The 12725-nt window shown below is 59.6% G+C and carries 11 protein-coding genes; 4 read left to right on the top strand and 7 right to left on the bottom strand.

The annotated features are described in order from the left end of the window. The first annotated feature begins 1 nt into the window (after nt 1). The gene (locus EJA72_RS19095) at nt 2–580 is read left to right on the top strand and encodes a hypothetical protein (RefSeq protein WP_157712964.1); all 579 of its coding nucleotides are present in this window, start codon (nt 2–4) and stop codon (nt 578–580) included. A gap of 73 nt (nt 581–653) precedes the next feature. Next, entirely contained in the window at nt 654–1235 is a 582-nt protein-coding gene (locus EJA72_RS19090) for a GGDEF domain-containing protein (RefSeq protein WP_157712963.1), read from the top strand. 60 nt (nt 1236–1295) lie between these two features. On the opposite strand, the gene EJA72_RS19085 is transcribed toward EJA72_RS19090, so the two are convergent. Continuing rightward, the gene (locus tag EJA72_RS19085; protein WP_157712962.1) at nt 1296–1721 is read right to left on the bottom strand and encodes a VOC family protein; all 426 of its coding nucleotides are present in this window, start codon (nt 1719–1721) and stop codon (nt 1296–1298) included. A 110-nt stretch (nt 1722–1831) separates the two neighbouring features. On the opposite strand from EJA72_RS19085, the gene EJA72_RS19080 reads away from it, so the two are divergent. Next, nucleotides 1832–2698 carry a LysR family transcriptional regulator gene (locus EJA72_RS19080; RefSeq protein ID WP_157712961.1) on the top strand — a complete coding sequence of 289 codons (867 nt, stop codon included), beginning with the start codon at nt 1832–1834 and terminating at the stop codon, nt 2696–2698. Nucleotides 2699–3073: 375 nt separating this feature from the next. Next, a complete protein-coding gene (locus tag EJA72_RS19075; protein WP_157712960.1) occupies nt 3074–4231 on the top strand; it encodes an RHS repeat-associated core domain-containing protein in 1158 nt (385 codons plus the stop codon). A 53-nt stretch (nt 4232–4284) separates the two neighbouring features. Here the strand turns inward: EJA72_RS19075 and fabI are convergent, their stop codons facing one another. Genes fabI through EJA72_RS19045 form a run of 6 tightly spaced genes read right to left on the bottom strand, consistent with a single transcriptional unit; the run spans nt 4285 to nt 12464 of the window. Further along, nucleotides 4285–5079, bottom strand: coding sequence for an enoyl-ACP reductase FabI (gene fabI / locus EJA72_RS19070; RefSeq protein ID WP_008152082.1), 795 nt, complete (start codon nt 5077–5079; stop codon nt 4285–4287). A 21-nt stretch (nt 5080–5100) separates the two neighbouring features. Further along, a complete protein-coding gene (locus tag EJA72_RS19065; RefSeq protein WP_157712959.1) occupies nt 5101–6711 on the bottom strand; it encodes an ABC transporter ATP-binding protein in 1611 nt (536 codons plus the stop codon). Nucleotide 6712: 1 nt separating this feature from the next. Continuing rightward, nucleotides 6713–7732 carry an ABC transporter permease gene (locus tag EJA72_RS19060; RefSeq protein ID WP_157712958.1) on the bottom strand — a complete coding sequence of 340 codons (1020 nt, stop codon included), beginning with the start codon at nt 7730–7732 and terminating at the stop codon, nt 6713–6715. Nucleotide 7733: 1 nt separating this feature from the next. Then, complete coding sequence (locus EJA72_RS19055; protein ID WP_157712957.1) at nt 7734–8807, bottom strand: microcin C ABC transporter permease YejB; 1074 nt, start codon at nt 8805–8807, stop codon at nt 7734–7736. 4 nt (nt 8808–8811) lie between these two features. Continuing rightward, on the bottom strand, nt 8812–10653 hold the full coding sequence (locus EJA72_RS19050) for an extracellular solute-binding protein (protein WP_157712956.1): 1842 nt from the start codon (nt 10651–10653) through the stop codon (nt 8812–8814). Beyond that, a complete protein-coding gene (locus EJA72_RS19045) occupies nt 10650–12464 on the bottom strand; it encodes an extracellular solute-binding protein (RefSeq protein ID WP_372240721.1) in 1815 nt (604 codons plus the stop codon). Before EJA72_RS19045 ends, EJA72_RS19050 begins: the two co-directional genes overlap by 4 nt. Between the last annotated feature and the right edge of the window lie 261 nt (nt 12465–12725).

Genomic DNA, 12725 nt, shown 5'->3' with positions numbered 1-12725 from the left:
GATGAAACGACATCTGATTCTGGGTTCGGTGGTGCTGGTCATCCTGGCGATCTACGCCTCGAGCCTGTTCGCGGACGACAAGGAAGCCTTGAAGGCGTTCGAAACCGTGCAGAAGGTTTTCCAGAGCCCACGCTGCCAGAACTGCCACATCCCCGGCGATTCGCCCTTGCAGTTCGACGCCGGCGTGCCTCATGCGATGAACGTCGTGCGTGGCATGGACGGCAAGGGTTCGGCAGGTTTGCCCTGCGCCACCTGCCACGCCGACAACAACCCGCCGGCCAGTTACGGGCCTCACGCGCCGCCGGGAGCGCCGCACTGGAGCCTGCCGCCGGCCGCGCACAAAATGGCCTGGATCGGGCTGCCGGCCGACCGCTTGTGCGCAATGATCAAGGACCGCTCCAGCAATGGCGACCGTGATTTTGCGGCACTGATCAAGCACGTCAGCGACGACAAACTGGTGCTGTGGGGCTGGAACCCGGGCGGCAATCGCGCGCCCGTGCCGGTGCCGCACGACATTTTCGTCACTCAATTCAAGCTGTGGGCGGACGCTGGAGGGCCGTGTCCTGTACAGGGAAGTTGACCGGCGGTCCGTTAACAGGGAGTGAAACCTCGGTGGACGACTCTAAAGTACATACCCGCCACTGGAGCTAGCCATGCTAATCCCAGGCAAATCGCTCAAAACCGGCGCTCGCAACGAACCCTTGCTATCGCCAACACAGGAACGTGAATTGCTGCGTGACCTGGCCCGCAAGGCCGAGCAGGAAGTCATTGGCGTGCAAATGGCGAGCATGGACGAGCTGACGCTGCTGCCCAATCGCCACGGTTTCACCGCCCTGGCCCAATTAGGGCTGGACGCCTGCCAACGGTTGCGCACACCAGCGACGCTGCTGTTTTTCGATCTCGATAACTTCAAGCACATCAACTATCTGTACGGCCGTGCCGAAGGCGACGACGCCCTGAAAACCTTCGCTGACGTGCTTCGCATCGCGTTTCGCGAAAACGATGTGATCGGCCGGCTTGGCGACGATGAGTTTGTCGCCTTGCTGACGGGTTCCAGCGCTGTGGAGCTGACCGCCATCAAGGCGCGACTCGAAGAAATCCTCGACGAACGCAACGCCACGATGCACCGCGGTTACGACATCCGCTTCAGCATCGGTCAGATCGAGTTCGACCCTGTGCGTTACGCCTCGGTGGAAGAACTGCTGGCCGATGCCGAGTTAGCGCTGAGCCACTAGGGCGATCACACATCTCCTGTGGGAGCGAGCTTGCTCGCGATGAGGCCTTGGCAGTCACCACTATTTTGCAAACAACTGTCCAATATCCTTGAACGCCTTGAACTCCAGCGCATTCCCGCAAGGATCGAACAGAAACATCGTCGCCTGCTCACCCACCAACCCCTGAAACCGAATGCCCGGCTCAATCACAAAGGCTGTGCCGAGTGCCTTCAGCCGCTCGGCCAGCGCTTCCCATTCCGCCATGCCCAGCACCACCCCGAAATGTGGCACCGGCACGTCATGGCCATCTACGGCGTTGGTATGAGCCGCTTCCTGTGAGGCGTTTTTCGGCGCCAGATGAATCACCAGTTGATGGCCAAAAAAGTTGAAATCCACCCAGTGATCACTGGAACGGCCTTCTTCGAGGCCGAAAACTTCGCCATAGAAATGACGTGCAGCCGCCAGGTCATACACCGGGATAGCCAAATGAAAAGGGGAGAGTTGCATTGATCGGCCTCAGTCGTCGGGAATTCAGCTGAGTTTAGCTCTGTGCTTTTTGATTAAAAGACGATAATTTTTGCGTCGAGCTCAAAATATTTTGATCAGTCGAGAACGCCATGCTGCGCGAACTGAAAACTTTCATCGCCGTGACCCGCTACGGCACGTTCGCGGCGGCGGGGATGCACATCGGTCTGACCCAATCGGCCGTCAGCGCGCAGATCCGTAATCTGGAACAGACCTTGGGCATCCGCCTGTTTGATCGCACCGGGCGTCAGGCGCTGCTCAATGCGGCGGGGCAACGGGCGTTGCCGATGGCCCGGGAAATGCTGGAGACCTTCAGTCGCATGGCGGTCAGCGATGACGTCAGTGAGTATCGCGGTGAACTGAAAATCGGCGCGGTGGCCACGGCGCAGACCGGGCTGCTGCCTCAGGCGCTGGTGCGGTTGAGGCAGCAAGCGCCCCTGCTGGAGCCGAAACTGGTACCCGGCGTGTCGTTGAACCTGTTGAGCCAGGTCGATACCGGGGAGGTGGACCTGGCGATCCTGATCAAGCCACCGTTCGAATTGCCCAAGGAATTGACAGCGCAGATCATTCGGCGCGAACCGTTCGTGCTGATGGTGCCGGCGGATTTGCAAGGCGATGACCCGCTGCAGTTATTGGCAGAACACCCGCACGTGCGCTACGACCGCAACTCATTCGGTGGACGCCTGGTGACGCGGTTTCTGCGTGAACAACAGATTGATGTGCACGTGGCGCTGGAGCTGGATGAACTGGAGGCCATTGTGAAGATGGTGGAGTGCGGATTGGGCATATCGCTGCTGCCGGAAGCCGGGCTCTGGCTGGAGCATGGTGCAAAGGTCCGGATCATCCCGCTGGGCGAGCACACGTTCTATCGGGAGATAGTGTTGCTCCAGCGCTATAGCCAGCGTACACAGCCGATCCAGCAACTCTTTGCCAACTGCCTGACGCCATCGGATAGCTAATCTCCGAACCCACACTGCTTGAGTCAAAGCTGAAACCATTAGAGAGACAGCAGGCAAAACACGCGTTATGTAGCAGCTGGCGCAGCCTGCGTTCGGCTGCGAAGCAGTCGTTAAATCATGCAATGCGGTACTTCAGGAAAACCCCGAACTCAGGTTTCACGACTGCTTCGAAGCCGAACGCAGGCTACGCCAGCTGCTACGGACCGTGTTGCGGCTTAACTGATCGGCATTTGCCCTTGCACGTAGTGCTGAAACACCGCACTCCAACGCGTTTCAGACGGTAGTGTCAGCCGCTACCTATCAGTTCTGATAGTTCCCCAAAGATGCATTACCGTAAATACTCAGGCCCCCCGAACTTGAAATCCAGGAGTTCCCATGCGTTCTTCACAGGCAAGGCTGCTCTGCCACTATCGCTACGATCCACTGGATCGCCTGACGAGTCACGCCCAGTCGGATGCGCTGGAGCGGCAGCGCTTTTACTGCAAAAGCCGTTTGGCAACGGAGATTGAGGGGGCGTTGAGCTATTCAGTCGTCCAGCAGGGTGATCTGCTGCTTGCCGAACAACATCGAACGGGTAACGCGCTCGACACTGCTCTGCTCGCCACCGATCAACAACGTTCGGTGCTGCATGTATTCAAAAGCAACGTTTCGCAACAGCCCATCACTTATTCACCCTATGGTCATCGACGAAATGAAAGTGGCTTGACCAGCTTGTTGGGGTTCAACGGTGAACGCCCGGAGCCGGTGACCGGGCGTTACTTGCTGGGCAATGGTTATCGGGCGTTCAGTCCGGTGCTGATGCGGTTTAACAGCCCCGACAGTTGGAGTCCGTTTGGCAGGGGGGGATTGAATGCATATGCGTATTGTCAGGGGAATCCGGTGCTCAGGACGGATCCGACAGGGCATGTGCTTATAATGCAAAGCCGAGCATTGAACGTTTTACCGCCAAAGGCACAAGGACAATTCGTTGGATACTACGTTGGAGCAAGGGCGCCTCTCCCTGGCCTCAAGAATGGCGGTACGCTTTCTGGTGCAGCTATGCACGCCAGCGGTGAGCGGCTAGGGCCAGGTCTCTATGCAACGTCAGATTACGATGTAGCAAAGGCTTTCTTGAACCGGGCTGACCCTAAAAGTAGGGCACAAATGTTCGGTGTTCACCATACCGGCGACTTTGAAGTGAGTCAGTACGGGCACGGCCTTCATCCCGATGCAGGCCTGCAGACAGTTGCGCAATCCGGATCGACCTATCGAATCCCGAATACGCAGTACGACAATCTCATTCTTACAGAGTTGTCGCCACCGCCTGCAGCAGGCGGTGCTGGAGTTGGTGTTATTCCCCCAGTTAGTCAGGCCGGGGAACAAATCGCCCGACCCTCGCCTCGCGTTCCATCGGCGGCACCTCAACCTTCAGGGCGATCTGCTGGCATTAATCACGCGTCAGCTTTAGCTTTTGCTTCCATGGGGGTGCCAAGCGCCGGCGGGTTCATTCGACTACGGAAACAGGCCTCGGCCGTGAGGCATTACCCACAATGAAAGCAAAAAAAACCCGCCTGATCAGGCGGGTTTTTTAATGGGCTATCAGAAGATTACTCTTCCAGGCTACCCATCGCAGTGGTGTTGAAACCACCGTCTACGTACATGATTTCGCCGCTGATGCCGGACGCCAGGTCCGAGCACAGGAAGGCGCCGGCGTTGCCGACTTCGTCGATGGTGACGTTGCGACGCAGCGGGGTTTGCGCTTCGTTGGCGGCCAGCATCTTGCGGAAGTTCTTGATGCCGGAAGCGGCGAGGGTGCGGATCGGGCCGGCCGATACGCAGTTGACGCGGGTGCCGTCCGGGCCCAGGGAGCCGGCCAGGTAACGGACGCCAGCTTCCAGCGAAGCCTTGGCCATGCCCATGACGTTGTAGTTAGGCATGGTGCGCTCGGCGCCCAGGTACGACAGGGTCAGCAGGCTGCCGTTGCGGCCTTTCATCATTTCGCGGCCAGCCTTGGCCAGGGCCACGAAGCTGTAGGCGCTGATGTCGTGAGCAATGCGGAAACCTTCACGGGTGGTGGCTTCGGTGAAGTCGCCGTCCAGTTGGTCGCCCGGGGCGAAGCCGACGGAGTGCACGATGCAGTCCAGGCCGTCCCACTTCTTGCCCAGCTCAACGAAAACCTTGGCGATTTCTTCATCGCTGGCCACGTCGCACGGGAAGCACAGGTCCGGGTTGGAACCCCAGCTCTGTGCGAACTCTTCGACACGACCCTTGAGTTTGTCGTTCTGATAAGTGAAGGCAAGCTCAGCGCCCTCGCGATGCATGGCGGCAGCGATGCCGGATGCGATGGACAGCTTGCTGGCGACACCGACGATCAGTACGCGCTTACCGGCGAGAAAACCCATGTGTTGCTCCTCTCTTTCAGGTTATTGCGCAGTGGCTGGTGCCAAAAAAGCGGCTTCCAGCAACTGCTGTGTATACGGATGTTGGGGGGCGGCAAAAATACGTTGCGCGTCTCCCTGTTCGACCACTTGGCCATGCTTGACCACCATCAGCTGGTGGCTCAGCGCTTTGACGACAGCCAGGTCATGGCTGATAAACAGATACGTCAGGTTGTACTTGGTTTGCAGCGAACGCAAAAGCTCAACCACCTGGCGCTGCACTGTCCGGTCGAGGGCCGATGTCGGCTCGTCCAGCAGAATCAGCGCCGGTTTTAACACCAGTGCCCGGGCAATGGCGATTCTCTGCCGCTGCCCGCCGGAAAATTCGTGGGGGTAGCGGTGCCGGGTGTCCGGATCCAGGCCTACCTCCTTGAGTGCTGCAATAATCGCTTGTTCCTGTTCCGCCTCGGTGCCCATCTTGTGGATCCGCAGGCCTTCGCCAACAATTTCGCTGACGCACATCCGCGGGCTCAGGCTGCCGAACGGGTCCTGAAACACCACCTGCATCTCCCGTCGCAGCGGTCGAACCTGTTGCTGCGTCAGGCAGTCTAGCTGCTTGCCTTCAAAACGGATCCCGCCCTGGCTGCCGATCAACCGCAAAATCGCCAGACCCAAGGTCGACTTGCCGGAACCGCTTTCTCCCACAATCCCCAGGGTCTGCCCCTGAGGCAGGCTGAAATTGATTCCGTCCACCGCTTTGATGTGGTCCACGGTCTTCTTCAGCAGGCCTTTCTTGATCGGGAACCAGACTTTCAGGTCCTCGACTTCCAGCAATGGCGGGCCAATGACATTGGTCGCCGGGGTGCCGCTGGGCTCCGCTGCCAGCAAAATCGTAGTGTACGGATGCTGCGGTGCGCGGAACAACTCTTCGCACGATGCCTGTTCGACGATGCAACCTCGCTGCATGACACATACGCGATGCGCAATTCTTCGCACAAGGTTCAAATCGTGGCTGATCAGTAGCAATGCCATGCCCAGGCGAGCCTGTAATTCCTTGAGCAATTCGAGGATTTTCAGCTGAACGGTCACGTCCAGCGCGGTGGTCGGTTCATCCGCAATCAGCAGTTCCGGTTCGTTGGCCAGGGCCATGGCAATCATCACCCGTTGGCGCTGGCCACCAGACAATTCGTGGGGCAGGGCCTTGAGCCGTTTGTGCGGTTCCGGGATGCCGACCATCTCCAGCAGTTCCAGGGTGCGTTTGGTCGCGACTTTGCCGATCAGGCCCTTGTGGAGGCCCAGCACTTCATTGATCTGTTTCTCGATCGAATGCAGCGGATTAAGTGAGGTCATGGGCTCCTGAAAGATCATCGCGATCCGGTTGCCGCGGATGTGGCGAATGGTTTTCTCTTTCAGGCTCAGCAGATCATGCCCGGCATACTCGATGGTGCCGGACGGGTGCCGGGCAAGCGGGTAGGGCAGCAGCCGCAGGATCGAGTGTGCCGTCACCGATTTGCCCGAGCCGCTTTCGCCCACCAGCGCCAGGGTTTCGCCGCGCTTGATGTCGAAACTCACGCCTTCGACGACACGCTGACTGTGGTTGCCGACGACGAATTCGACGGCGAGGTCGCGCACTTCGATCAGATTGTCCTGATTCATTTCACTTCCTCGGGTCGAAGGCATCGCGAGCGGACTCGCCGATAAACACCAGCAAACTCAACATCAACGCCAATACCGCAAACGCGCTCATACCCAGCCACGGCGCTTGCAGATTGGATTTGCCCTGGGCCACCAGCTCACCGAGGGACGGCGCACCGGGCGGCAAGCCGAAACCCAGGAAGTCGAGGGCGGTCAGGGTGCCGATGGCGCCGGTCAGGATGAACGGCATGAAGGTCATGGTCGAGACCATCGCGTTGGGCAGGATATGGCGGAACATGATCGCACCGTTCTGCATCCCGAGCGCCCGGGCCGCGCGCACGTACTCGAGGTTGCGCCCACGCAGGAACTCGGCGCGGACCACGTCCACCAGGCTCATCCACGAGAACAGCAGCATGATGCCCAGCAGCCACCAGAAATTGGGCTGCACGAAACTGGCGAGGATGATCAGCAGGTAAAGCACCGGCAACCCGGACCAGATCTCCAGGAATCGCTGCCCGGCCAGGTCGACCCAGCCGCCATAGAAACCCTGCAACGCACCGGCAATCACGCCGATGATCGAACTCAGGATGGTCAGTGTCAGCGCAAACAACACCGAAATCCGGAAACCGTAGATCACCCGCGCCAGCACATCGCGGCCCTGATCGTCAGTGCCCAGCAGGTTGTCCGCCGACGGCGGCGCGGGCGCCGGGACTTTCAGGTCGTAGTTGATGCTTTGATAGCTGAAGGGAATCGGTGCCCACAGCACCCAGGCGTCCTTGGCCTTGAGCAGTTCGCGGATGTAAGGACTCTTGTAGTTGGCTTCCAGGGGAAATTCGCCGCCGAAGGTAGTCTCCGGATAACGTTTGAGCGCCGGGAAATACCAGCCGTCGTCGTAATGCACCACCAGCGGTTTGTCGTTGGCAATCAGCTCGGCGCCGAGACTCAGGCCGAACAGCACCAAAAACAGCCAAAGCGACCACCAGCCACGCTTGTTGGCCTTGAACAGTTCGAAACGCCGTCGATTGAGCGGGGACAGATTCATCTCAATGCTCCCGGCTTTCGAAGTCGATGCGCGGATCGACAAAGGTGTACGTGAGGTCGCCGATCAGTTTCACCACCAGTCCCAACAAGGTGAAGATGAAGAGGGTGCCGAACACCACCGGGTAATCGCGGTTGATCGCGGCTTCGAAACTCATCAGCCCCAAACCGTCGAGGGAAAAAATCACCTCGACCAGCAACGAACCGGTGAAGAAGATGCCGATAAAGGCCGACGGGAAACCGGCGATCACCAACAACATCGCGTTGCGGAACACATGGCCGTACAGCACGCGGTGATTGGTCAGGCCCTTGGCCTTGGCGGTGACCACGTACTGCTTGTTGATTTCATCGAGGAAGCTGTTTTTGGTGAGCAAGGTCATGGTGGCGAAGTTGCCGATCACCAGCGCGGTCACCGGCAATGCCAGGTGCCAGAAGTAGTCGAGCACCTTGCCGCCCATGCTCAGTTCGTCGAAGTTGTTCGAGGTCAGGCCCCGTAGCGGGAACCAGTCCAGATAGCTGCCGCCAGCGAACAGCACAATCAGCAGGATGGCGAACAGGAACGCGGGGATGGCGTAGCCGACGATAATCAGCGAACTGGTCCAGACGTCGAAGTGGCTGCCGTGCCGCGTCGCCTTGGCGATCCCCAGCGGGATAGACACCAGGTACATGATCAGCGTGCTCCACAACCCGAGGGAGATCGACACCGGCATCTTTTCCTTGATCAGGTCGATGACCTTGGCGTCGCGGAAAAAGCTGTCGCCGAAATCCAGGGTGGCGTAGTTCTTGATCATGATCCACAAACGTTCCGGCGCTGATTTATCGAAGCCGTACATGTGCTCGATTTCCTTCACCAGCATCGGGTCCAGGCCCTGGGCACCGCGATAGGCGGAACCGGCCACCGACACTTCGGCACCGCCACCGGCGATGCGGCTCGTGGCGCCTTCGAAGCCTTCGAGCTTGGCGATCATCTGCTCCACAGGCCCGCCGGGGGCGGCCTGGATGATCACGAAATTGATCAGCAGGATGCCGAGCAAGGTCGGGATGATCAGCAGCAGTCGCCGAAAAATATACGCCAGCATCTGATTACTCCGTGCCCGCAGGGTCGGCTTGCAGTTTGGTTTCGACTTCTATCGCCGGTGTGACATTGGGCTTGATCCACCAAGTGGCCGTGCCGATGTCGTACTTGGGTGAAATTTTCGGATGACCGATGTGGTTCCAATACGCCACGCGCCAGGTCTTGATGTGCCAGTTGGGGATCACGTAATAACCCCATTGCAGCACGCGGTCCAGCGCCCGAGCGTGGGCCACCAGGCTTTTGCGTGAGTCGGCGTTGATCAGTTGCTCGACCAACTGGTCCACCACCGGGTCTTTCAGGCCCATCGAGTTGCGACTGCCGGGCTTGTCGGCGGCGGCGGACATCCAGAATTCGCGCTGCTCGTTACCGGGCGAGTTGGACTGCGGGAAGCTGCCGACGATCATGTCGAAGTCCCGGGAACGCACTCGGGTGATGTACTGCGAGACGTCGACCCGACGGATCACCAGATCAACGCCGAGGTCGCTGAGGTTGCGCTTGAATGGCAGCAGCACGCGTTCGAATTCGGTCTGCGCCAACAGGAACTCGATGGTTACCGGTTTGCCAGTGGCGTCGACCATCTTGTCGTCAACGATCCGCCATCCGGCCTCTTGCAACAGTTGATAGGCCTTGCGCTGTTGGGTGCGGATCATGCCGCTGGCGTCGGTCGTCGGGTTCTGGAACGCTTCGCTGAACACCTCGGCCGGGAGTTTGCTGCGGAACGGATCGAGGATCGCCAGCTGTTCGGCGTCCGGCAGGCCGGTGGCGGCCATTTCCGAGTTCTCGAAGTAGCTGCGGGTGCGCACATAGGCGCCGTTGAACAGTTGCTTGTTGGTCCACTCGAAGTCCAGCAACAGGGTCAGCGCCTGACGCACGCGCACGTCCTGGAACACCGGGCGGCGCAGGTTGAACACGAAACCTTGCATGCCGGTCGGGTTTTCGTTCGGGATCTGTTCCTTGATCAATCGGCCTTCGGTGACAGCGGGAATGTTGTAGGCGTTGGCCCAGTTCTTCGCGGCCATCTCCAGCCAGTAATCGAACTGCCCGGCCTTGAGCGCTTCCAGGGCCACGGTGTTGTCGCGGTAATAGTCGGTAGCCATCACGTCGAAGTTGTAGAACCCACGGTTCACCGGCAAGTCCTTGCCCCAATAATCCTTGACCCGTTCATAACGCACCGAGCGCCCGGCCTTCACTTCGCCGACCTTGTAGGGGCCACTGCCCAACGGGATTTCAAGATTGCCCTTGTTGAAATCACGGGTCGCCCACCAGTGTTTGGGCAGCACCGGCAACTGGCCAAGGATCAGCGGCAACTCACGGTTGTTGCTGTGCTTGAACTTGAACAGCACCGTGAGCGGGTCTTCGGCGACGGCTTCCTCGACGTCGCTGTAGTAACCGCGGTACAGCGGTGCGCCGTCCTTGATCAGGGTCTGGAAGCTGAACACCACGTCCTCGGCGCGCACCGGATGGCCGTCGTGGAAACGCGCTTCGGGCCGCAGATAGAAACGCACCCAACTGTTATCCGGTGCTTTCTCGATTTTGCCGGCGATCAGGCCGTACTCGGTGAAGGGTTCGTCGAGGCCGTGTTTCGTCAGGGTGTCGTAGATGATGCCGACATCGTCCGCCGCGACGCCCTTGTTGATGAACGGATTGAGGCTGTCGAAACCGCCGAAACCGGCCTGTCGGAAGATCCCGCCCTTGGGCGCGTCCGGGTTCACGTAGTCAAAGTGCTTGAAGTCGGCCGGGTATTTCGGCGGCTCGTTGTACAGGGTCAGGGCATGTTGCGGGGCGGCGCAGGCCAGCCCGGCGAACAACAGACCGCTGGCCTGCAGGAGCAGGGCGCGTACGGGTTTCATTGATCTTTCTCCGAAGACTTCAGCCACCACGCGCTCAGGCCCAGGGTGTAGGGCGGCGTGGTGACAAAGGCGAACCGGTTGCGGTAGGCCAGGCGATGATAATTGAGGTACCAGTTGGGAATGATGTAGTGCTGCCACAACAGCACCCGGTCCAGGGCTTTGCCGGCGGCGACTTGCTCATCGCGGGTCTGGGCTGCGAGCAGTTGTTCAAGCAAGTGATCGACCACCGGGTTGGCGATGCCGGCGTAGTTTTTACTGCCCTTGACCCCGACCTGGCTGGAATGGAAGTACTGCCATTGCTCCAGGCCCGGGCTGAGGGTCTGATTAAGGGTCATCAGGATCATGTCGAAATCGAACTGATCGAGGCGCTGCTTGTATTGGGCGCGGTCGACCGTGCGCAGTCGGGCGTCGATGCCGATGCTGGCGAGGTTCTCGACGTAGGGCTGAAGGATGCGTTCCAGGTTCGGATTGACCAACAGGATTTCCAGGCGCAACGGTTGGCCCGCTGCGTTCTGGACATGTTGACCGTTCAGTTTCCAGCCCGCTTCGGCCAGCAGGCCCAGGGCCTTGCGCAGGGTTTCCCGGGGAATGCCGCGCCCTTGGGTCTGCGGCAGGCTGAACGGCTCGGTGAACAGCCTGGCGGGCAGTTGCTCGCGATACGGCTTGAGCATCAGCCATTCATGGCCGACCGGCAGCCCGGTGGCGGAGAACTCGCTGTTGGGGTAGTAACTCATGGCGCGGTTATAGGCGCCGCTGAAGAGGGTGCGATTGGTCCACTCGAAGTCGAACATCAGCCCCAGCGCTTCACGGACTTTGGCGTCGGAGAAGTTCGCCCGGCGGCTGTTCATGAACAGGCCCTGGCTCTGGGTCGGAATCTGGTGCGGGATTTGCGCCTTGATCACATCGCCACGGGCGACGGCCGGGAAGTTGTAGCCGTTATCCCAGTTTTTCGCCTGGTGTTCGATGTAGATGTCGAATTCACCGGCCTTGAAGGCTTCGAACGCCACGTCACTGTCGCGGTAGAACTCGACTTCCATGCGATCGAAGTTGTACTTGCCGCGATTGACCGCCAGGTCTTTGCCCCAGTAGTCCTTCACCCGCTCGAAAATGATCTGGCGCCCCGGCGTGACGGACGTGATGCGGTACGGCCCGCTGCCCAGTGGCGGCTCAAAGGTCGTGGCCTTGAAATCGCGGCCTTTCCAGTAGTGCTGCGGCAGCACCGGTAATTCGCCCAGTCGCAGGATCTGCAGTGGATTGCCCGCGCGCTTGAACACAAAGCGAATTCGCAGCGGGTTGAGGATATCGACCCGCGATACTTCCTGGAGGCTGGTGCGGTACTGCGGATGGCCTTCCTTGAGCAGCAAACGGTAGGAAAACGCCACGTCGTAAGCGGTAATCGGCGTGCCGTCGTGAAAACGTGCTTCGGGGCGCAGGTTGAACACCACCCAGCTGCGATCTTCGCTGTATTCCACCGATTGGGCGATCAGGCCATAACTCGACGTCGGCTCGTCACCGGAGGGCGCGTACTGACCGGTGCCGACCATCAGCGGTTCGTTGAGTTCGTTGATGCCGTATTGCAGGAAATTGGGGGTGGAAACCGGGCTGGAGCCCTTGAAGGTGTAGGGGTTGAGCGTATCAAAGGTGCCAAACGCCATGACCCGCAATGTTCCGCCCTTGGGCGCTTGCGGGTTGACCCAGTCGAAGTGGGTAAATCTGGCCGGGTACTTGAGCGTGCCGAACTGCGCATAACCATGGCTTTCGCTGATCGTCGCACTTGCGGAGGAGCTCAAGGCCAGGCTGATCAGGAGCAGGAGGAGGGGACGCTTCAAGTCAGAGATCCGATCCAGGCGGCTTGGGCTTTGTGGGCCGTACAGTAACAGCTTGTATGGACAGGAAAAAGACACTGGGTTTCTGTCCGCCGAAGCAATCACCTTCTCTCAGCAACACCTGTGGCGAGGGAGCTTGCTCCCGCTCGGCTGCGCAGCAGTCGCAAACCTGCACACGCGGCGCATTGAAATCACATTGGCTCGAGTTTCGGGGCCGCTTCGCAGCCCAGCGGGAGCGAGCTCCCT

Source organism: Pseudomonas sp. PB120, from assembly GCF_009761815.1.
In the GTDB taxonomy this organism is placed as follows: Bacteria; Pseudomonadota; Gammaproteobacteria; order Pseudomonadales; family Pseudomonadaceae; genus Aquipseudomonas.
The sequence above is the reverse complement of the archived record's forward strand: the minus strand, read 5'-3'. Positions and strand labels throughout refer to the sequence as shown.